The sequence below is a fragment of the Paracidovorax valerianellae genome (assembly GCF_900102625.1).
Classification (GTDB): domain Bacteria; phylum Pseudomonadota; class Gammaproteobacteria; order Burkholderiales; family Burkholderiaceae_C; genus Paracidovorax; species Paracidovorax valerianellae.
Genome location: NZ_FMZC01000024.1, coordinates 23,089 through 43,253, shown reverse-complemented (window position 1 = coordinate 43,253; position 20,165 = coordinate 23,089). Strand labels below are relative to the sequence as shown.

The window sequence follows — 20,165 nt, the reverse complement described above, 5'->3', positions numbered from 1 at the left end:
CGCCAGATGCGACGCACGTCCTGGCTGTAGAAGTACGCGGCCAGGCCGAACGGTGTGTCGTTGGCGGCGGCGATCACTTCCTCTTCCCTCTCGAAGCGCGTGAGCGGCGCCACCGGGCCGAAGGTCTCTTCGCACGCGCAGGCCATGGTGGCGTCGGCGTTCTCCAGCACGGTGGGGGCGTAGTAGGTCGCGCCCAGCTCGGTCAGGCGCTTGCCGCCCGTGAGCACTTTCGCGCCCTTGGCGATGGCGTCCTGCACGTGGCGGTCGATCTTCTCCACCGCGCGGTTGTTGATCATCGGGCCGATCTGCGAGGCCGGGTCGCTGGCTGGGCCGACCTTCAAGGCCGCCACGCGGGCGGTGAGCTTTTGCGCGAATTCGGCGTGGACCTGGCTGTGCACGAACACGCGGTTGGGGCACACGCAGGTCTGGCCGCCGTTTCTGAACTTGGCGGCCATGAAGCCTTCCACGGCGGCGTCCACATCGGCATCCTCGAACACGATGAAGGGGGCGTTGCCACCCAGCTCCAGCGAGAGCTTCTTGAGCGTGTCGGCACCGCGGCGCGCCAGGTGCTTGCCCACGGGCGTGGAGCCGGTGAAGGTGATCTTGCGCACGCGGGAATCATCGAGCCACACATCCACCACTTCGGGCGTCTTCTCGCGCGAGGCGGTGACGATGTTGAGCACGCCGGGCGGCACGCCGGCTTCGTGGGCGAGCAGCACGAGGGCCAGGGACGTGAGGGGCGTGTCTTCCGCGGGCTTGCAGACCACGGTGCAGCCAGCGGCCAGCGCTGGCGCGATCTTGCGGGCGATCATCGCGGCGGGGAAGTTCCAGGGCGTGATGGCGGCCACGACGCCGACGGGTTCTTTCAAGGCGAACATGCGCCGGCCGGGCACGGGGGCGGGAATGACTTCGCCGTTCATGCGCGTGGCCTGTTCGCCGAACCATTCGATGTAGCTGGCGGCGTAGGCCACCTCACCCTTGCCCTCGGCCAGGGGCTTGCCCTGCTCCAGCGAGATGAGGGCGCCCAGGTCGTCCTGGTGGGCCATTACCAGATCGTTCCAGCGCTTGATGATGGCCGCGCGCTGCTTGGCCGGCACCTTGCGCCAGGTGGGGAAGGCGGCGTGGGCGGCTTCGAGGGCGGCCAGGGCTTCAGGCGCGCCGGAGTCGGGCACGGAGGTGATGACGGTGCCGGTGGCCGGGTCGGTGACGGGCAGCAGTGCGCCGGGGCCGGGTTGCCACTGGCCGGCGATGAAGTTGGCGCTGCGGATCAGGTCGGGGCGGGTGAGGGTCAGGGGCATGGGAAAAAGGCCATAAAACGAGGGTTTGAATGAAATCGGACTCTGGCGCAATCAGCACTAGGGAGGTGTGCTATCGATTTAGTAGTGAATGGATTCGGGTCGGCTCACGGTGCGCAGGTGCCAGGGCGCTCACTCGAAGGGCCCAACTGCGCCATGCAGAGTCAGGCGTGCGAACGGTTGCCCGGTCACTGGATGGCGTTGCCGGCGGCGCTGCGCGGCAGTTCGGGAGCGGTGGTTTCATGGACAGGGGCTGTGCATGGGGTTTGAATGAAATCGGGCTCCAGCGCAATAAACACTAGGGTGGTTAGCTATTAATTCAGTAGCAAACTGCCGAAGCAGCCATTCAGGCGCCGCTCACTAAGCCTGGGCGACGCGGGCGGCAATCGCCTCCCCCACCTGCGTGGTATTGGCCGTGCCCCCCAAATCCGGCGTCTTCGGCCCGGTCTTAATGACCTCTTCGATCGCCGCCACGATCGCATCGTGCGCCTGCCTGCCCGCGCCCTGGCCTTGCGTCAGAAAGTCCAGCATCAGCGCGCCCGACCAGATCATGGCGATAGGGTTGGCGATGTTCTGGCCGTAGATGTCCGGCGCCGAGCCGTGCACGGGCTCGAACAGGCTGGGGAAGTGGCGCTCGGGGTTCAGGTTGGCCGAAGGCGCCAGGCCGATGGTGCCGGTGGTGGCAGGGCCCAGGTCGCTCAGGATGTCGCCGAACAGGTTGGTGGCGGCGACTACATCGAAGCGGCCGGGCTGCAGCACGAATCTTGCGGTGAGGATGTCGATGTGCTGCTTGTCCAGCGTCACTTCCGGGTACCCCTTGGCGATGTCGTCGGCGCGGGCGTCCCACCAGGGCATGCTGATGGCAATGCCGTTGCTCTTGGTGGCGAGCGTGACGTGCTTCTTGGCGCGGCTTTGGGCGAGGTCGAACGCGAACTTGAGCAATCGGTTGGCACCGTGGCGGGAGTAGACCGATTCCTGGATGACGATCTCGCGGTCGGTGCCTTCGTACATGACGCCGCCAAGGGACGTGTATTCGCCCTCGGTGTTCTCGCGCACGACGAAGTAGTCGATGTCGCCGGGCTTTCTGCCGGCCAGGGGACACGGCACGCCTTCGAACAGGCGCACGGGGCGCAGGTTGATGTATTGGTCGAACTCGCGGCGGAACTTGAGCAGCGAGCCCCAGAGGGACACGTGGTCGGGCACGGTGGCGGGCCAGCCGACGGCGCCGAAGAAGATGGCGTCCACCCCGGCCAACTGCGCCTTCCAGTCGTCGGGCATCATTTTTCCGTGGGCGGCGTAGTAGTCGCAACTGGCCCAGTCGATGGTGCGGCATTCCAGCTCGAAGCCGAAGCGCTCGGCCGCGGTGTGAATGGCGCGCAGGCCTTCGGGCATGACTTCCTTGCCGATGCCGTCGCCCGGGATGACGGCGATGCGGAACGTGGGGTGCATGGCGGTGTCTCCGGGTTCAGGCGGCCGCAGCGAAGGGAGCCGGCGTGGCCGGTGGCGCCAGCGAGGCGGATGCGGCCTGCGGCCCCTGCCCTGCGGGCGGATGGGCGCGCTCGTCCAGCCAGCCCTGGCGCAGCTCGGGAACCGAGCGCGCGAGCAGTTCGTAGTACGGGTGGTGGGGCCCGCGGTCGTAGTCGGCGCGCGCGACCTGGGCGAGCTTGCGGCCGTGCTGCATGACGACGATTTCGTCGCAGACCGAGCGCACGGTGTGCAGGTCATGGCTGATGAAAAGGTACGACACGCCCAGTTCGCGGCGCAGCTCGGCCATCAGGTCGAGCACGGCAGCGCCCACCACGGTGTCGAGCGCGGAGGTGACCTCATCGCACAGGATCAGGTCGGGGTCGGCCGCGAGGGCGCGGGCCAGGTTGACGCGCTGCTTTTGCCCGCCCGAGAGGCCGCCGGGCAGGCGCGCCGCCACGCCGTGCGGCAGCTTGACCAGGTCGAGCAGTTCGCGGATGCGCCGCTGCAGCGCCTCGCCCTTGAGCCCTTTGTAGAACTGCAGCGGGCGCGCGAGGATGCGCTCGATGGTCTGCGACGGGTTGAGCGCGGTGTCGGCCATCTGGAAGACGATCTGCACACGGCGCAGTTCTTCCTTGGTGCGCGCGGCCAGCGTGGGCTTGAGCTCGGCGTTGTCCAGCAGCATGGTGCCGTGCCAGGGCTGGATCAGCCCGGCGATGGCGCGCGCCAGCGTGGTCTTGCCGGAGCCCGATTCGCCGATGACGCCGATGGCCTGGCCGCGGTAGAGCTTGAAGCTGATGTCTTCCAGGATGGGCGCGGCCGGGCGGCCGGTGGCGTCCACCGGGCCGTAGCCGGCGGAAAGCTCGCGCACGTCGAGCAGCAGCTCGCCCTCGCCCCGGCAGTGCTCGGCCACGCGGGGCGTGGGGCGTGCGGCGGCCAGCAGGCAGCGGGTGTATGGGTGCGCCGGGGCGGCGAGGATGTGCGCGGTGGTGTCCACCTCCTGCATCTGCCCGTTGCGCAGCACGAGGATGTGGTCGGCCATTTGCGCGACCACGGCCAGGTCGTGGCTCACGTACACGGCGGTGGCGCGGCGCTCGCGCACCACGCGCCGGAAGGCGAGCAGCACTTCGATCTGGGTGGTGACGTCCAGCGCGGTGGTGGGCTCGTCCAGGATGACGAGGTCGGGGTCGGTGATGAGCGCCATGGCGGCCATCAGCCGCTGCAGTTGCCCGCCCGAGACCTGGTGCGGGTAGCGGTCGCCAATGGTGTCGGGGTCGGGCAGCGCGAGCTCGCGGAACAGCTGAACGGCCTTGGCTTCGGCCTCGGCGCGCTTCATGGTGCCGTGGATGCGCGTGGGCTCGATCACCTGGTCCATGATCGTGCGCGAGGGGTTGAAGGATGCGGCGGCGCTCTGCGCGATGTAGGCCACGGTGTGCCCGCGCAGCGCGCGCTGGGCGGCCGGCGCCAGGTGCAGCACATCGACATCGCCGATGCGCACGCTGCCGCCCGCGATGGTGCAGCCGCGCCGGGCATAGCCCATGAGCGCGAGCGCGGTGGTGGTCTTGCCGGAGCCGGATTCGCCGATCAGCGCCAGCACTTCGCCGGGCGCGATGGAAAAGCTCAGTGCATCGACCAGTGTCTGGCCGCCTGCGGTGATGTGCAGGTCTTTGACGACAACGGATGCCCCCATGGTCAACGCCCTCCGCGTTCGCGGGCCGCGCGGCCCGGCAGGTTGTCGATGATCAGATTGACCGCGATGGTCAGGCTGGCGATGGCCAGGGCCGGTGCGATGACCGAGGCGCCCGCGTCGGGCAGCGCGCCGATGTTCTCGCGCACGAGCGACCCCCAGTCGGCCGCGGGCGGCTGGATGCCCAGGCCCAGAAAGCTCAGGCTGGCCAGCAGCAGCACCACGTAGACGAAGCGCAGCCCCAGGTCGGCCAGCATGGGGCCGATGATGTTGGGCAGGATCTCGCGCAGCATGATGTACAGCGTGCCCTCGCCCCGCGTGCGCGCCACGGTGACGTAGTCGAGCGCGTTGACGTTCACCGCCAGCGACCGCGCGATGCGGAAGGCCCCCGGCACGTAGATGACCGCGGCCGTGGCCACCAGCACCGCGACGGACGAGCCGAAGCCGGCCACCAGGATCAGCGCGAACATCTTGCTGGGAATGGCGGTGACGGTGTCCAGCAGGCGGCTCAGCACGGTGTCGAGCCGCCCGCCGACCGCCGCCGCGAACAGCGCCAGCGTGGTGCCCGTGCCGCTGGCCAGCAGCGTGGCCAGCAACGCCACGCCCACGGTGTAGCGCGCGCCGTCGATCACTCGCACCAGCATGTCGCGGCCGAGGTAGTCGGTGCCCAGCCAGTGCGTGGCGCTGATGGGCGCGAACACGTCGGAGCCGCCGCCGGACTGCAGCGTGCGCGCCAGCAACATGGGACCGAACAGGGCCGCCAGCAGCCAGGCAACGAGCACCACCAGGCCCAGCAGGCCTGAGATGCCGAAGCCGCCCAGCCAGCGCCGCAGGCGGTGGGGCTGGGGCGCAGGCGCGGGCACGGCGTGGGGGCCGGAGGGGTTGGAGAGGGAATCCATGGGGCAGCCCTTCGGTGACGGGGTTTCAGCGATGCCGCAGGCGCGGATTGGCAAGAATGCCGCACACATCGGCCAGGGTGACGAGGATCAGGTAGCCGGCGCAGAAGATCATGGCGCAGGTCTGCACCAGCGGCATGTCGCGCTGGGTCACGCCATCGACCATGAGCTTGGCGATGCCGGGGTAGTTGAAGATGGTCTCGATGATGATCACGCCGCCCAGCAGGTACGACAGCGACAGCGCCACCGCGTTGGCGATGGGCCCGATGGCGTTGGGCAGCGCGTGGGCCATGACCATGCGCAGGGGCGAGGCGCCCTTCAGGCGCACCATTTCGATGTAGGGCGCCTCCAGCTGGTCGATGACGGCGGCGCGGCTCATGCGCATCATCTGCGCGACGATCACGCAGCACAGGCTGAGCACCGGCATGGCGAAGGCGCGCAGCATCTGCCCCATCGATTCGATGTCATTCACGTAAGACAGCGCGGGCAGCCACTTCAGTTGCACGGCAAACACCAGCACCGCCAGCGTGGCCACGAGAAACTCCGGCACCGAGACCACCGCCACGGCCGTGGATGACGCCACGCGGTCGAACAGCGAGCCCCGCCACACCGCCGACGCCACGCCGAGGGTGAGCGCGATGGGCACCGAGAACAGCGCGGTGACGGCCGCGAGCAGCAGCGAATTGGGCAGGCGGCTGGCCACCAGTTCGCCCACGGGCGTTTGCGTGGTGACCGACTGGCCCAGGTCGCCGCGTGCGGCGCCGCCCAGCCAGCGCACGTAGCGCAGCGGGGCGGGCACATCGAGGCCCATCTGGGTGCGCAGCGCGGCCAGGGCTTCGGGCGTGGCGTCCTGGCCCAGCTGCTCTTGCGCGGCATCGCCCGGCAGCACGGCGGTGATCGAAAAGACGATGACCGACACCGCCAGCAGCGACAGCACCGCCATCAGCAGCCGCTGCACGAGGAGCTTGAGGATCACACGGTTCATGAAAGGCTCCACTCCGTATCAGGGGCGCCCGGCGCGCAGGAAGAGCCTGCGCGCAAGGCAGCGTCACGCATCCAGCCAGACGTGCTCGGCGAAAGAGTAGCCCATCAGGCCGCCCAGCGGAATCGGGGACAAGCCCTTGAGCTTGGTGGAATGTCCGTCGATGCTGGCGAGGAACAGCGGAATGCCGATGCCCGCCTCCTGGTGGATCATGGTCTGCATGTCGGCATACATCTGGCGGCGTTTGGCCACGTCGGTTTCGGCGCGCGATGCCAGCAGCAACTGGTCGAACTGGGTGCTCTTCCAGCGCGACTCGTTCCACGCCGCGTCGGACTTGAAGAACTGCGTGAGCAGCGTGTCGGCGCTGGGGCGCGGGTTCACGTTGCCGAAACCCACCGGGCTGTTGAGCCAGTGGTTGGACCAGTAGCCGTCGGCCGGCATGCGCTTGATGTCCAGTTCCAGGCCGATGCGCTGGCCGGACTGCTGCAGCAGCAGCGCGGTCTCGGTCGAATACATGGCGGCGGGCGACGTGACGACCGGCACCTTGCCCGTCACGCCGGACTTCTGCAGGTGGAACTTGGCCTTATCGAGGTCGAACGCGCGCTGCGGCAGGTCCTTGAAGTAAAAGCGGTTGGTCGGATCGACGGGCTGGTCGTTGCCGAGCACGGCGTAGTCGAGCGCGATGCTTTTCTTCATCTGGTCGCGGTCGAAGAGGTACTTCATGGCCAGGATGAAATCGGGGTTCATGCCGGGGCCGACGTCCTTGCGCATCACCAGGTCGGAGTATTGGCCCGACTGCGTGACGAAGATCGCATAGCCGGGCGTGCCCTTGACGCGCGCCACGGCGCGCGGATTGACCGAGGCCACCAGGTCCATGCCGCCGGACAGCAGCGCGTTCACCCGGGCGCTTTCGTCGCCGATGCCCACGAACTCGATCTCGTCCAGGTAGGGCTTGCCGGGCTTCCAGTAGGCGTCGTTGCGCACCATCAGCGAGCGCATGCCGGGCTTGAATTCCTTGAGCTTGTAGGGCCCGGTGCCGATGCCGGCGTTGAAGTCGGTCGTGCCGTCCTTGACGATGTGGAAGTGGAACGTGCCCAGGATGACCGGCAGGTCGGCGTTGGGCGCCGTCAGTTCCATGGTCACCTCGCCCGGGCCGGTGGCCTTGACGGTTTCGATCTGGTCGGCCAGCACCTTGGCCTTGGAGGCCGTGGCGGGGTCTTTGTGGCGCAGGATCGAGAACACCACGTCGGCCGGCGACAGGGCCTTGCCGTCATGGAAGGTGACGCCCTTGCGCAGGGTGAACACCCAGGTCTTGGCGTCCGGCGTGGCGAACGATTCGGCGAGCGCGGGCTGCGGCGTGAGGCTGCCGTCCAGCGAGAACAGGCCGTTGTAGAGCATGGTGCCGCGCGAGTAGTCGGTCTGGTTGGACTGCTTGGCCGGGTCCAGCGTGTCGGTGGCGGCGGCCGTGGCGCCGGCCACGCGGATGCGGCCGCCGCGGCGCGGCGTTTGCGCATGCGCGGTGATCGCCATGCCCGCCAGGCCACCGGCCAGCGTGGCCTGCATGCCGCCGGCCATGAGCATCGCGAGCACGTCGCGGCGCGTGGCGCCCCGCCGCAGCGAGTCCATCACGCGAAGGCTTTCTCGGGGACCGACGAGGGTGTCGAACGGGGTGCGGCTGTCGCTCATGGTGATGCTCCTGTGGACGGGTGCAGTGGGGGACGGGGATTCTCGAAAAACGAAGGGCGGGACGATCGAACGGACGTGCGGTGGAGGACTCGGCGGAGGGCCGGCTCAGGCCAGCCGGTCCTTCAGGCGGTAATACAGCCCCACCGCCGGCAGGAACCACGGCGGGCCGAAGTGGCCGGGAACGGCGGGCCAGTCGCGCCCGCGCCAGGGGTTGGCCTGCGCATCGCCCGCCATCACGGAGGCCATGCGCTCGCCCATGTGCACCGACATCTGCGTGCCGTGCCCGCTGTAGCCCATGGAATAGAACAACCCGTCGCGCTCGCCGGCGTGCGGCAGGCGGTCTTGCGTCATGTCCACCAGGCCACCCCAGCAGTGGTCGATGCGCACGCGGCCCAGTTGCGGAAAGATCTCGGCCAGGCCCTTGCGGAGAATCTCGCCGCTGGCGGCGTCCTGCTGCGGGCTGGAGATGGCGAAGCGCGCGCGCCCGCCGAACACCAGCCGGTGGTCGGCCGTGAGGCGAAAGTAATGGTGGATGTTGGCGATGGTGACGTAGGTGCGCCGCCCCGCCAGCAGGGCCTGCGCGCGCTCGGCGCCCAGCGGCTCGGTCACCACGATGAAACTGCCGATGGGCACGATGCGCCGGCGCAGCCAGCCGAACGTGCCGTAGCCGCCGTGGCGCGAGGCGCCAGTGGCCAGCAGCACCTGGCTGGCCTGCACGGTGCCGCGCGCGGTGTGCAGGCGGTGCACTTGACCCCGCTCGCGCACGATGCGCTCCACGCAGGTGCCGGTGTGAATCTGCGCGCCCTGGCGCTGCGCCGCCACGGCCAGGCCCTGGGCGAACCGGCCCATGTGCATCTGGCCGCTGCGCTGGTACAGCAGCCCGCCTTCGAAGCGGTCGCTCTGCACCTCGTCGCGCACCTCGGCGGCGCCCAGGATCTTGATGTCGGTATCGACGCCGTCGGTGATGAGCCGCTCGGCACTGCGCCGCAGCGCCGCCAGGTGCTGGGGCCGGGTGGCCAGCTTGAGCTTGCCGTGCCGCAGGAAGTCGCAGTCGATGGCTTCGTCACGCACGATGCGCGCCACGGTGTCCACCGCCGCGTCGTACGCGTGGTACCAGTCGCGCGCCTGCGCCACGCCCACCTTGGCGGCTACCTCGGCGTAGTCCACCGCCAGGCCGTTGTTCACATGGCCGCCGTTGCGGCCCGATGCCTCGGGCGCCACGGTGGTGCCCGCCTCCAGCACGGCCACGCTCGCCCCGCGCCGGGCCAGGGCCAGCGCGGCCGACAGGCCGGTGAAGCCGGCACCGACGATGGCCACATCGACCTGCCGCGGCAGGTCGTGCGGGGCCAGCGCCAGCGGAGGCACCGAATCGTTCCAGTAGGACTCGAGCTTCATGGGCAGGGCCGTGCGGTGGGTGGAGAGAGCCGGTTCGATCAGAGGCCGACGACGCCCGGCAGACCGCCGATGTCTCCGATCTCCACGTAGTTGTAGGCCGCGTTGCCCGGGCCGTGGCCACGGTTCACGAACACCTTGTGCTTGATGCCGATGTCGTCGGCCGACATCAGGTCGTAGCGCAGGCTGGAGGACACGTGCAGCACGTCTTCGGGGTTGCAGCCCAGCGAGTCGAGCATGTATTCGAACGCCTGCAGGCGCGGCTTGTACGCCTGGGCCTGCTGCGCGGTGTACACGCGGTGGAACGGCGCGCCGAGCATGGCGACGTTCTTCTGGATCTGATCGTCGGAGGCGTTGGACAGGATCACCAGCGGAATCTCCTTGGCCACCTTGGCCAGGCCTGCGGGCACGTCGGCGTGCGGGTCCCAGGTGGGCACGGCGTCGTAGAACTTCTGGCCGTCGGCGTCCAAATACTGGATCTTCCATTGCTTGCACAGGCGGCGCACGGCGTTCTTCAGCACCACCTCGTACGGCTTCCAGTCGCCCAGCACTTCGTCGAAACGGTAGGCGCTGAAGTTGGCGATGAACTGCTCCATGCGTTCGGCCGGAATGCGGTCGGCGAACAGTTCGCGCGTCATCTCGCCCATGCGAAAGCGGGTGAGCGTGCCGTAGCAATCGAAGGTCACGTACTTGGGACGGAATGTCATGGTCTCGAAGTCCTCGGGTTTGGCCGGTCACCGACCGGGGCGGTTCGCAGTGCCTTATCCGGCGTTTGCGACGGTGTCATTACGAAGTGATTGAAGCACGCGGATTTGCGGGTGTCATAGGGAAATGCGGGGGTGCGGCGCGAGAAAGCTGCGGTTTGCCGGGGGGCTTGCGGCATGCCATGCGGTCTGCACCGCGGGCGTGCGGGTAAGCACTATTAGGGGGCCGCGGCAAAGTCGATGAGCACGCTTTTGAAGCGCAGGTTCGCCTCCACGGCCTGGCGCCCCAGGTCCTTGCCGATGCCCGACTGGTGGTAGCCGCCGGTGGGAATGACGAAGTCCGCACTGCGCCCGTAGCGGTTGATCCAGACCGTACCGGCGCTGATGCCGCGCATGGCGCGCAGCGCGCGGCCGATGTCCGCCGTGTGCACGCCGGCCGCGAGACCATAGTGTTCGTGCGCGGCCAGGGCCAGGCCTTCTTCCTCGGTGTCGAAGGTCTGCACCGTGAGCACGGGGCCGAAGATTTCTTCCTGCACGGCGGGGCTGCCGGCCGACACGCCTTCGATCAGCGTGGGCTGGAAATACGCACCGCCTGTGGCGCCGCCGGCGACCTCGTCGTACAGCCCGCCGCCGCAGCGCAGTTGCGCGCCCGCGTCCCGCGCGCGCTCCACGATGTCGAGGATGCGCGCGGCCTGCGGCGCCGAGATGATGGGCGGCAACGTGGCCGCGTCGTCCCAGGTGGCGCCGGGCCGCAAGGCCGCGAACCGGGCGGCGATGCGCTCCACCAGCGCCTCGGCGATGCCGCGCTGCACGATCAGGCGCGAGCCCGCCACGCACACCTGGCCGGCGTTGCCGGTGATGGCGCCGGCGATGATGCCGGCCAGCCGGTCGATGCCGGGCGCATCGTCGAAGACGAGCTGCGGGCTCTTGCCGCCCAGCTCCAGGGTGACGGGCTTGGGGCCTTGCAGCGCGCAACTGGCCATGATGGCGGCGCCCGTGCGCGTCGATCCGGTGAAGGTCATCTTGGCGATCTTCGGGTGCCGGGTGAGCGCATCGCCCGTGGTGCGGCCGTCGCCCTGCACCACGTTGAAGAGCCCCGGTGGCACGCCCGCCTCCACCGCCAACTGGGCCAGGCGCACAGCGGAAAACGGCGTCATCTCGGAGGGCTTGAGCACGACCGCGTTGCCTGCGGCCAGCGCCGCGCCGACCTTCCAAGACATCATCACCAGCGGAAAATTCCAGGGCGTGATGGCGCCCACCACGCCGTAGGGTTCGGCCACCACCATGCCCAGATGGTCGTGCCGCGTGGCGGCCACTTCGCCGCCCAGCTTGTCGGCGTATTCGGCGAAAAAGCGCAGGCCTTCGGCGGTGAACGGCACGTCCCAGGCGGCGGCATCGCGCACCGGGCGCGTGGAGCACACGGCTTCCAGCGGCGCGAGGTGCGGGCCGTCGGCCTCGATCAGGTCGGCCCAGCGGCGCAGCACCCGGGCCCGCTCGCGCGGGGCGCGGCGTGCCCAGTCGGTGGTGCGCCAGGCATTCCATGCGTCCTGCACGGCGGCGTCCACCGTGGCGGCGTCGGCCAGCGGCAGGTCGGCGTGCCATTCGCCGTCGGAGGGGCGCAGCACGGCGATGCGGCCGGCATCGGGCACGAGGCGCCCGCCGATGAAGTGGCCGGCGGGAACGGCGATGGACCGGGGATCGAAAAGCAGCATGGAACGTGGGGCGCGCAGGGGCCTGCGCACCGGTCTGGAAAAGGTGCTTCGATGCTAGGCAGGAAGGTCCAGCATTTGTGCCCGTAACGCACCGTGCCACCGCAGCGAATTGCAAAACGGACACGCCCTGCAGACGATGCTTGCAAGTTGCGGGCAAACCCGGATTCAGGGTGGTGCGGCGCACCGATGTCGTCCAAGATAGGCGCCCGATCCCACCGCAACGCTTCGCAACGAGGACACCGCCCATGCTCTCCACCGCCCTGCCCGCCACCCCCGCCACCGCCGAGGACGGCGTGCTGCTGCGCCCCATGAACCCCGACGACCTGCCCCAGGCGCAGGCGCTGTCGGCCGAACTGCGCTGGCCGCACCGGCTGGCCGACTGGGAGCAGGTGTTCGCGCATTCCGAGGGCCTGGTGGCCGAGCGCGACGGGCAGACGATCGCCACCGCGCAGCGCTGGAAGTGGGGCGAGCGGCACGCCACCATCGGCCTGGTGCTGGTCACGCCGGCCTGCCAGGGCCGCCGCATCGGCCACCGCCTGATGACCGCGTTGCTCGACGGGCTGCAGGACCACACCGTGCTGCTGCACGCCACCCCCGAAGGGCGCGGCCTGTATGAGCGCCTGGGTTTCGTGCGCACGGGCGAGGTGCGCCAGCACCAGGGCACGGCCCGGCCGACGCCGCTCATCGCCCTGCCCCCGGGCTGGCGCCTGCGCCCTTCGGGCATGAACGAGGCCGCCGCGCTGCACCGGCTCGACGCCCAGGCGCGCGGCATGCCGCGCGATGCGCTCATCGACGATCTGGTGGCGCGCAGCGATGCCTGCGTGGTGCTGGACCACGACGGCGAGCAGCGCGGCTTCGCCCTGCTGCGGCGCTTCGGCCGCGGGCACGCCATCGGCCCGGTGGTGGCGCCCGATGCCGAAAGCGCCAAGGCGCTGATCGCCCACCTGGCCGGCATGAACGCGGGCAACTTCACGCGCATCGACATCGACTTCGACAGCGGCCTGGCCGAGTGGCTGGAGAGCATCGGCCTGCTGCGGGTGGACGCGCCGACCACCATGGTGCGCGGTGCGCCGCTGCAGCCGACCGAGGGCACGGCGCATGGCGCGCCCCGGCTCTTCGCCCTGGCCACGCAGGCGCTGGGCTGACCGGGCAACGCACCGCCAAAGCCCCCGCCCGTCCACTGCACGTCAGCCCACCTCCCCCTGCCCCGCCCCGCCCCGAGCCCCACCGTGCCCACCACAACCACCACAACCACCACCTTCCTCTACAAATCCGACCCCGTGCGCGGGCGCCAGTGGGCGGGCGTGTTCCGCGAACGCGCGCCCGAAATCGACTTCCGCATCTGGCCCGACATCGGCGACGCGGCCCAGGTGCGCTTTCTTGCCGCGTGGGAGCCGCCACAGGACCTGGCCACGCGGTTTCCGCAGCTGCAGGTGCTGTTTTCTTCCGGCGCGGGGGTGGACCAGTTCGACTTCGCCGCGCTGCCGCCCGCCCTGCCGGTGGTGCGCATGGTGGAGCCCGGCATCGTGCAGGGCATGGTGGAGTACGTGACGCATGCCGTGCTGGGCCTGCACCGCGACATGCCCCAATACCGCCGCCAGCAGCAGCAAGGCGAATGGCGCGCGCTGCCGGTGCGCCCGGCCAGCAGCCGCCGGGTGGGCGTGCTGGGCCTGGGGTCGCTCGGGCAGGCGGTGCTGGAACAGTTGCGCGGCCTGGGCTTCGACTGCGCGGGCTGGAGCCGCTCGCGCCATGACATCGGCGGTGTGCAGTGCCATGCCGGCCCGCAGGAGCTGCCCGCCTTTCTGGCGCGCACCGACGTGCTCGTCTGCCTGCTGCCGCTCACCGATGCCACGCGCGGGTTTCTGAACAAGGACCTGTTCGCGCAGTTGCCTGAAGGCGCCGGGCTGGTGCATGTGGGGCGCGGCCCGCACCTCGTCGAAGCCGACCTGCTGGCCGCGCTGGCCGTGGGGCAGATCGGCGATGCGGTGCTCGACGTGGCCGACCCCGAGCCCCTGCCCCCTTCGCACGCTTTCTGGCGGCACCCGCGCATCCAGCTCACGCCGCACATCGCCAGCATGACGCAGCCCTTGAGCGCCGCCGGCGTGGTGATCGACAACCTGCGCCGGTTCCATGCGGGCGAGCCGATGGTGGGGCTGGTGGACCGCTCGCGCGGTTACTGAGGGCACGCCGGCGGCGCACCGCACGATCTGCTGCCATCGCGCCAACAACCGCAGCCTGCTGCGCCAAACCCCGCCAAAGCAGCACCACGCGGCCCGGGCCCTGGCCTAACCTTGAAGCCATCGACAGACGTCTCCCCGCCACCGAACCTCTGCCCACGCGACAGGAACCCGCCATGACCCAACTCACCGACCTGCCCCACCTCGCCTCGCTCGACGCCATCGACCGGGCCCACCTGATCCACCCCGTTTCGCCCTGGCGCACGCATGAACGCCGCGGCCCCAACGTGCTGTCGTCGGGCCGGGGATCGTGGCTGACCGATGCCAAGGGCAACGAGCTGCTGGACGCTTTCGCCGGCCTGTGGTGCGTGAACGTGGGCTATGGGCAAGAGAGCGTGGTGCAGGCCGCGGCCGACCAGATGCGCCAGCTGCCCTATGCCACGGGCTACTTCCACTTCAGCAGCGAGCCGGCGATCCGCCTGGCTGAAAAGCTGGTGCAGATCACGCCGAAGTCGCTGAACCACGTGTACTTCACGCTGGGCGGCTCCGAGGCGGTGGACGCGGCGGTGCGCTTCATCGTGCAGTACCACAACGCCATCGGCAAACCTGCCAAGAAGCATTTCATCGCGCTGGAGCGCGGCTACCACGGCTCGTCCTCCACGGGCGCCGGGCTGACCGCGCTGCCGGTGTTCCACCGCGGGTTCGACCTGCCACTGCCCACGCAGCACTACATTCCCTCGCCCAACCCGTACCGCGCCGCCGACCCGTCGGATGGCCAGGCCGTCATCGCCGCCTCGGTGGCCGCGCTGCGCGCCAAGGTGGCCGAGCTGGGCGCCGACAACGTGGCGGCCTTTTTCTGCGAGCCCATTCAGGGATCGGGCGGCGTGATCGTGCCGCCGGCGGGCTGGCTCAAGGCCATGCGCGAGGCCACGCGCGAACTGGGCATCCTGATGGTGGTGGACGAGGTCATCACCGGGTTCGGCCGCACCGGCCCCATGTTCGCGTGCGATGCCGAGGGCGTGGCGCCCGACATCCTCACGATGGCCAAGGGCCTGACGGCCGGCTACGTGCCCATGGGCGCGACGATGATCTCCGACGCGCTCTATGCCGCCATTGCCGACGGCGCGCCCGAGGGAGCGCCCATCGGCCACGGCGCCACCTATTCGGCCCACCCGGTGAGCGCGGCGGTGGCGCTGGAGGTGCTGCGGCTGTATGACGAAGGCGGCATTCTGGCCAACGGCCAGCGCATGGCGGCGCCCTTCGCGGCGGGGCTGGATGCACTGGCCGCGCACCCGCTGGTGGGCGACTCGCGCCACCGCGGCCTGGTGGGCGCGCTGGAACTGGTGAGCGACAAGGCCACCAAGCGCGGCTTTGCGCCGTCGCTCGCACTGTCGGAGCGCATCGCGGCCACGGCCTATCGCAACGGCATCGTGTTCCGGGCCTTCGGCGACAACATCCTGGGCTTCGCCCCCGCGCTGACCTACACCGAGGACGAATTCGCCCAACTCTTCCAGCGCCTTCGCAAGACGCTGGACGACGTGCTGAACGAGCCCGACGTGCGCGCTGCCGTCACCGGCTGAAAACCCCGCACACGGCCCACACAGCGATCGCGCGCCGCCGCAGAATCGAAGCCTCCTTCACGCCTTTCGATGCCGCCATGATGAATGAAGCCTTCAAGATCGACCGCCTGGACCTGCGCATCCTGGCCCAGCTGCAAAAGAACGGGCGCATGACCAATGTGGACCTGGCGGACGCAGTGGGCCTGTCGCCCAGCCCGTGCCTGATCCGCGTCAAACGCCTGGAGCAGGCGGGCTACATCGCCGGCTACGGCGCCCACCTGCGGCTGGAGAAGCTGGGCGACACGCTCACCGTGTTCACCGAAGTCACGCTCTCGGACCACCGCCGCGAGGACTTCACGCGCTTCGAAGCCGCCATCCGCGAGGTGGACGAGGTGCTCGAATGCCATCTGGTGAGCGGCGGCTACGACTACCTGCTGCGTTTTCTGACGCGCGGCGTGAACCATTACCAAGAGGTGATCGAGGACCTGCTCGAACGCAACCTCGGCATCTCCAAGTACTTCAGCTACATCGTCATCAAGACGCCGTTCGTGAAGACGCACTGTCCGATCGAGCGGCTGTTTCCCCACCAGCGCTGACCCGCGCCCGACGCCCCATGCCCGACACCGCCCACCGCCCGCCAGCCCGCTTCGTGCGGCTGGCCGAAACCGACCGCCCGCAGATCGCCCTGACGATCGACGGGCAACCCGCCACCGCACTCGCGGGCGACACGCTGCTGGTGGCGCTGCTGCAGCACGGCCGGCGCGTGCGCGACAGCGAGTTCGGCGACGGGCCGCGCGCGGGGTTCTGCCTGATGGGCGCGTGCCAGGACTGCTGGGTGTGGACGCCATCCGGCGAGCGGCTGCGGGCCTGCTCCACGCCGGCCGAAGCGGGCATGCAGGTGCTCACACGGCCGCCGGCCCAGCACTGGCCGATGACGGCCGATCTGCGCGAATCGCTGGCGCGCCACGCACCGGGAGAGGCCGCATGACCGCCCCCCTGCACACCGCAGGCGCCGCCCCGGCCGCAGCGCCCCGCATCGTGGTGGTGGGCACCGGCCCGGCCGGCGTGCGGGCCGCCCAGGCGCTGGTGCAGGCCGGGCTGCGCCCCACCATGGTCGATGAAAGCCGGCGCGACGGCGGCCAGATCTACCGCCGCCAGCCCGAGGGCTTCAAGCGCCCCTACGCCAAGCTCTACGGCAGCGAGGCCGACAAGGCCCAGGCGCTGCACCGCGACTTCGACGCCCTGCGCGGGCAAGTCGATTACCGGCCCGACACCCTGGCCTGGAACGTGACCGCGGGCGAGTTGCACGTGGTGCACGCGGGCGAGCCGCAGACGCTGCCGTTCGATGCGCTGCTGGTGTGCTCCGGCGCCACCGACCGGCTCATGCCCGTTCCTGGCTGGCACCGCGCCGGCTGCTACAGCCTGGGTGCCTCGCAGATCGCGCTGAAGGCCCAGGCCTGCGCCATCGGCTCGCAGGTCGTCTTTATGGGCAGCGGGCCGCTGCTGTACCTGGTGGCCTCGCAATACGTGCAGGCCGGCGCGCGCGTGGCAGCGGTGCTGGACACCGCCCCGGCGGCCAAGACACTGGCCGCCATGGTGGGCCTGCTGGCGCGCCCCTCCCTTGCGCTGCGCGGCCTGGGGCTGATCCGCGGCCTGCGGGCCGCCGGCGTGCCGGTGCTGCAAGGCGTGGCGCCCCTGTCGATCGATGGCGACGACCGGCTGGGCGTGCAAGGCGTGGTGGTGCGCGATGCGCAGGGCAAAGAGCGCCGCTTCGAATGCGACGCCGTGGGCCTGGGCTGGCACCTGCGGGCCGAAACGCAGTTGGCCGACCTGGCGCGCTGCGAGTTCACTTTCGAACCCGTGAGCCGCCAGTGGCTGCCCCGCATCGACGAGGACGGCCGCAGCAGCACGCCGGGCGTGTACCTGGCCGGCGACGGCGTGCGCATTCTGGGGGCCGATGGCGCCGAAGCCGCCGGCCGCCTCGCCGCGCTGGCGGCGCTGGCCGACCTGAAGCACGCGGCAGGCCGCACCCGCTATGAAAACGAGGCGGCCGCGCTGCGCCGCACGCTGGGCAAGATGGACCGTTTTCGCCAGGGGCTGGCGCGCGCGTTTCCGTGGCCGCACGCGCAGGCCGCCGCGCTGCCCGACAGCGCCGTGGTGTGCCGCTGCGAGGCCGTCACGGCGGGCGAGCTGCGCCGCTGCGTGACCGAGATGGACAGCCAGGAAGTGAACCGCGCCAAGGCCTTCAGCCGCGTCGGCATGGGCCGGTGCCAGGGGCGCTTTTGCGGCCATGCCTCGGCCGAGATCGTGGCGCACGCCTGCAGCATTCCGGTGGAGCAGGTGGGCCGCCTGCGCTCGCAGGCCCCCGTGAAACCCTTGATGATGAACACGCGCGAGGTGCAGCCATGAGCAGCAGCAACGGCCACGGCCACGGCCACGGCGGGAGCGGCACCACCGCCACGCACGACAGCGATGTGCTGGTGCTGGGCGGCGGCCTGATGGGCACCACCGCCGCGTTCTTCCTGCGCCAGCACGGCCGCTCCGTCACGTTGCTGGAGCGCGAGCTGGTGGGCCGGCAGGCCAGCGGCACCAACTTCGGGAATGTGCGCCGCCAGGGGCGCGAACTGCACCAGATCCCGCTGGCCAACCGCGCGCGCGCCGTGTGGGGCCGCATCCACTCGCTGCTGGGCGAAGACGCCGAGTTCGTGCCCTACGGCCACCTGCGCGTGTGCTACACCGAACAGCAGGCTGCCGTGATCGAAAAGCACGCGCACGACGTGAAGCCGCTCGGCCTGGACCTGCAGTTGCTCACCGCCGAACAATTGCGCCAGCGCTGGGGCATCTTCTCGCCCAGCGTGGTAGCTGGCTCTTATTCGCCCGACGACGGCCACGCCAACCCGCGCCTGGCCGGCCCGGCCTTCGCCCGCGCCGCGCGCCGTGCGGGCGCCCACATCGTCGAGCACGCCGAGGTGATGCAGGTGGAGCGCGACGGCAACGGCTTCGTCGCCCACACGGCCGATGGCCGGCGCTACCGCGCGCCGCAAATGCTGGTGGCGTGCGGCGCGTGGTCCAACCGCATGGCCGAACAGTTCGGCGAGGCCGTGCCGATGGAAGCGCGCGGCCCGCAGATGGGCGTGACCGAGCCGCTGCCCTATGCGCTGGGGCCGTCGATCGGACTGTCGTCGCCCATCGAGACCGAGGGCCTTTACTTTCGCCAGATCGCACGCGGCAACATCGTGTTCGGCGGCGGCCTCAAGGGCACCGCGCATGCCGACCAGATCCGCGCCTATGTGAAGCCCGACAACATCCTGCGCCAGATGCGCGAACTGCGCCGCTTCGTGCCGGCCTTCGGCAACGTGCAGCTGATCCGCGTGTGGAGCGGCATCGAGGGCTACACGCCCGACTGGCAGCCGGTGATGGGCCCGAGCGCCAGGGTCGAGGGCTTGCACTACGCCTTCGGCTTCAATGGCGAAGGATTTGCGATCAGCCCCGGCGTGGGCGAAACCATGGCCGAACTGATCGCCACGGGCCGCACGTCGATTCCGCTCGCGCCTTATTTCATCGGGCGGTTCGCTGCGGCGAAGGCGGCGCCGGCGTTTCAGAAGGCGGCCTAGGCTCCTGCAGCTCCTGCGTTCCCTGCGGTGGCCCGAGCAGCGGCGCATGCTGCGCCATGAGCGCTGCGACCCATTCGATGAACGCCCGCACCTTGGGGCTAACATGCCGGTTGGGCGCGAAGGCCACATAGAGCGGCATCGGGTCCAGCCACCAGTCCTGGAACAAGGGCACCAGCTCGCCCCGCTCCAGCGGCTCGTGCGCCATGTAATGCGGCAGCCACAGCACGCCGAGGCCCGCCACGCCGGCTGCGAGATAGGCATTGCCATCGTCTACCGAAAACACATGGTGGCCCTGCACCGTGATGCGCTCGGCGCCGCGGTGCATGGCGTAGGGCACGGCCTTGCCAGTGCGCGCCCATATGAAGCCCACGGTGCGGTGGTGCGTGGCTTCCAGTTCGTTCGGATGCAGCGGCGTGCCCGCCCGGTCCAGATAGCCGGGCGCCGCGTACACGCCCAGCTGCAGGTCGCCCACCCGCCGGGCGATCAGCGACGGGTTGGCAGGCTCGCCGCCGCGCACCACGCAATCCACGTTGTCGCCGATCAGGTCCACCATGCGGTCGCTCACCCCCATGTCGATCTGGAGGTCGGGGTACTGCGCATGAAAGGCGGGCAGCGCCGGTACCAGGATCAACCGGGCCAGCGGGCTGGGCACGTCCACGCGCAGGCGCCCGCGGGGCACGGCGGAGGCGCTGGACAGGCTGGTTTCGGCATCGTCCATGTCGGCCAGAAGGCGCACCACCCGTTCGTAATAGGCGGCGCCATCGGCCGTCACCTGAACGCGCCGGGTGGTGCGGTTCAGCAGCTTCACGCGCAGCCGCGCCTCCAGTTGCTGAACCAACTGGGTCACGCTGGTCTTGCTCATGTGAAGGGTGTCGGCCGCCTTGGTGAAGCTGCCGGCCTCCACCACGCGGGCGAACGCCTGCATTGCATCGAAACGGTCCATCGCGGTGTGGTTCCTGCGGGTGAAGGATTTGAAAGGGCCCGGGGGGCTGTGGCT

At 69.9% G+C, this 20,165-nt stretch carries 17 protein-coding genes; 7 read left to right on the top strand and 10 right to left on the bottom strand.

What is annotated here, in order from left to right; genetic code table 11:
- From BLT03_RS22610 to BLT03_RS22570, 9 genes are all read right to left on the bottom strand, one after another.
- Positions 1-1,298 (bottom strand): NAD-dependent succinate-semialdehyde dehydrogenase (locus BLT03_RS22610; RefSeq protein WP_092746032.1); only part of this gene is annotated, 1,298 nt, incomplete at its 3' end.
- A gap of 357 nt (positions 1,299-1,655) precedes the next feature.
- Complete coding sequence (locus tag BLT03_RS22605; protein ID WP_092746031.1) at positions 1,656-2,744, bottom strand: tartrate dehydrogenase; 1,089 nt, start codon at positions 2,742-2,744, stop codon at positions 1,656-1,658.
- A gap of 16 nt (positions 2,745-2,760) precedes the next feature.
- A complete protein-coding gene (locus BLT03_RS22600) occupies positions 2,761-4,449 on the bottom strand; it encodes an ABC transporter ATP-binding protein (RefSeq protein ID WP_092746030.1) in 1,689 nt (562 codons plus the stop codon).
- Positions 4,450-4,451: 2 nt separating this feature from the next.
- A complete protein-coding gene (locus BLT03_RS22595; RefSeq protein ID WP_092746029.1) occupies positions 4,452-5,345 on the bottom strand; it encodes an ABC transporter permease in 894 nt (297 codons plus the stop codon).
- Between the two features lie 25 nt (positions 5,346-5,370).
- Entirely contained in the window at positions 5,371-6,327 is a 957-nt protein-coding gene (locus tag BLT03_RS22590; RefSeq protein WP_092746028.1) for an ABC transporter permease, read from the bottom strand.
- Positions 6,328-6,390: 63 nt separating this feature from the next.
- Positions 6,391-8,010, bottom strand: a complete 1,620-nt coding sequence (locus tag BLT03_RS22585) for an ABC transporter substrate-binding protein (protein ID WP_092746027.1) — start codon at positions 8,008-8,010, stop codon at positions 6,391-6,393.
- Positions 8,011-8,115: 105 nt separating this feature from the next.
- The gene (locus BLT03_RS22580; protein ID WP_092746026.1) at positions 8,116-9,405 is read right to left on the bottom strand and encodes an NAD(P)/FAD-dependent oxidoreductase; all 1,290 of its coding nucleotides are present in this window, start codon (positions 9,403-9,405) and stop codon (positions 8,116-8,118) included.
- Positions 9,406-9,443: 38 nt separating this feature from the next.
- The gene (locus BLT03_RS22575) at positions 9,444-10,109 is read right to left on the bottom strand and encodes a haloacid dehalogenase type II (RefSeq protein WP_092746025.1); all 666 of its coding nucleotides are present in this window, start codon (positions 10,107-10,109) and stop codon (positions 9,444-9,446) included.
- 215 nt (positions 10,110-10,324) lie between these two features.
- Complete coding sequence (locus BLT03_RS22570; RefSeq protein ID WP_092746024.1) at positions 10,325-11,818, bottom strand: aldehyde dehydrogenase family protein; 1,494 nt, start codon at positions 11,816-11,818, stop codon at positions 10,325-10,327.
- A gap of 245 nt (positions 11,819-12,063) precedes the next feature.
- On the opposite strand from BLT03_RS22570, the gene BLT03_RS22565 reads away from it, so the two are divergent.
- The 7 genes from BLT03_RS22565 (at position 12,064) to BLT03_RS22535 (ending at position 19,168) form a co-directional block, all read left to right on the top strand.
- Positions 12,064-12,963, top strand: coding sequence for a GNAT family N-acetyltransferase (locus tag BLT03_RS22565; RefSeq protein WP_092746023.1), 900 nt, complete (start codon positions 12,064-12,066; stop codon positions 12,961-12,963).
- Positions 12,964-13,047: 84 nt separating this feature from the next.
- Positions 13,048-13,998 (top strand): 2-hydroxyacid dehydrogenase, encoded by a 951-nt coding sequence (locus tag BLT03_RS22560; protein WP_092746022.1) that lies wholly within the window; start codon positions 13,048-13,050, stop codon positions 13,996-13,998.
- A gap of 173 nt (positions 13,999-14,171) precedes the next feature.
- Positions 14,172-15,575 (top strand): aspartate aminotransferase family protein, encoded by a 1,404-nt coding sequence (locus BLT03_RS22555; protein ID WP_092746021.1) that lies wholly within the window; start codon positions 14,172-14,174, stop codon positions 15,573-15,575.
- Between the two features lie 80 nt (positions 15,576-15,655).
- Positions 15,656-16,150, top strand: a complete 495-nt coding sequence (locus BLT03_RS22550) for an Lrp/AsnC family transcriptional regulator (RefSeq protein WP_092746020.1) — start codon at positions 15,656-15,658, stop codon at positions 16,148-16,150.
- Between the two features lie 17 nt (positions 16,151-16,167).
- On the top strand, positions 16,168-16,542 hold the full coding sequence (locus BLT03_RS22545; protein ID WP_092746019.1) for a (2Fe-2S)-binding protein: 375 nt from the start codon (positions 16,168-16,170) through the stop codon (positions 16,540-16,542).
- Positions 16,539-17,963, top strand: a complete 1,425-nt coding sequence (locus tag BLT03_RS22540) for an FAD/NAD(P)-dependent oxidoreductase (protein WP_092746018.1) — start codon at positions 16,539-16,541, stop codon at positions 17,961-17,963. Before BLT03_RS22545 ends, BLT03_RS22540 begins: the two co-directional genes overlap by 4 nt.
- Entirely contained in the window at positions 17,960-19,168 is a 1,209-nt protein-coding gene (locus BLT03_RS22535; RefSeq protein ID WP_092746017.1) for an NAD(P)/FAD-dependent oxidoreductase, read from the top strand. Before BLT03_RS22540 ends, BLT03_RS22535 begins: the two co-directional genes overlap by 4 nt.
- On the opposite strand, the gene BLT03_RS22530 is transcribed toward BLT03_RS22535, so the two are convergent.
- A complete protein-coding gene (locus tag BLT03_RS22530; protein ID WP_092746016.1) occupies positions 19,113-20,111 on the bottom strand; it encodes a LysR family transcriptional regulator in 999 nt (332 codons plus the stop codon). The genes BLT03_RS22535 and BLT03_RS22530 overlap by 56 nt on opposite strands.
- Between the last annotated feature and the right edge of the window lie 54 nt (positions 20,112-20,165).

Bases quoted from the DNA above. Each gene is read 5' to 3' on its own strand.
- BLT03_RS22580 (WP_092746026.1), bottom strand. From the start codon at position 9,405: ATGAAGCTCGAGTCCTACTGGAACGATTCGGTGCCTCCGCTGGCGCTG.
- BLT03_RS22545 (WP_092746019.1), top strand. From the start codon at position 16,168: ATGCCCGACACCGCCCACCGCCCGCCAGCCCGCTTCGTGCGGCTGGCC.
- BLT03_RS22570 (WP_092746024.1), bottom strand. From the start codon at position 11,818: ATGCTGCTTTTCGATCCCCGGTCCATCGCCGTTCCCGCCGGCCACTTC.
- BLT03_RS22605 (WP_092746031.1), bottom strand. From the start codon at position 2,744: ATGCACCCCACGTTCCGCATCGCCGTCATCCCGGGCGACGGCATCGGC.
- BLT03_RS22585 (WP_092746027.1), bottom strand. From the start codon at position 8,010: ATGAGCGACAGCCGCACCCCGTTCGACACCCTCGTCGGTCCCCGAGAA.
- BLT03_RS22595 (WP_092746029.1), bottom strand. From the start codon at position 5,345: ATGGATTCCCTCTCCAACCCCTCCGGCCCCCACGCCGTGCCCGCGCCT.
- BLT03_RS22550 (WP_092746020.1), top strand. From the start codon at position 15,656: ATGAATGAAGCCTTCAAGATCGACCGCCTGGACCTGCGCATCCTGGCC.
- BLT03_RS22555 (WP_092746021.1), top strand. From the start codon at position 14,172: ATGACCCAACTCACCGACCTGCCCCACCTCGCCTCGCTCGACGCCATC.
- BLT03_RS22535 (WP_092746017.1), top strand. From the start codon at position 17,960: ATGAGCAGCAGCAACGGCCACGGCCACGGCCACGGCGGGAGCGGCACC.
- BLT03_RS22575 (WP_092746025.1), bottom strand. From the start codon at position 10,109: ATGACATTCCGTCCCAAGTACGTGACCTTCGATTGCTACGGCACGCTC.
- BLT03_RS22530 (WP_092746016.1), bottom strand. From the start codon at position 20,111: ATGGACCGTTTCGATGCAATGCAGGCGTTCGCCCGCGTGGTGGAGGCC.
- BLT03_RS22565 (WP_092746023.1), top strand. From the start codon at position 12,064: ATGCTCTCCACCGCCCTGCCCGCCACCCCCGCCACCGCCGAGGACGGC.
- BLT03_RS22600 (WP_092746030.1), bottom strand. From the start codon at position 4,449: ATGGGGGCATCCGTTGTCGTCAAAGACCTGCACATCACCGCAGGCGGC.
- BLT03_RS22590 (WP_092746028.1), bottom strand. From the start codon at position 6,327: ATGAACCGTGTGATCCTCAAGCTCCTCGTGCAGCGGCTGCTGATGGCG.
- BLT03_RS22540 (WP_092746018.1), top strand. From the start codon at position 16,539: ATGACCGCCCCCCTGCACACCGCAGGCGCCGCCCCGGCCGCAGCGCCC.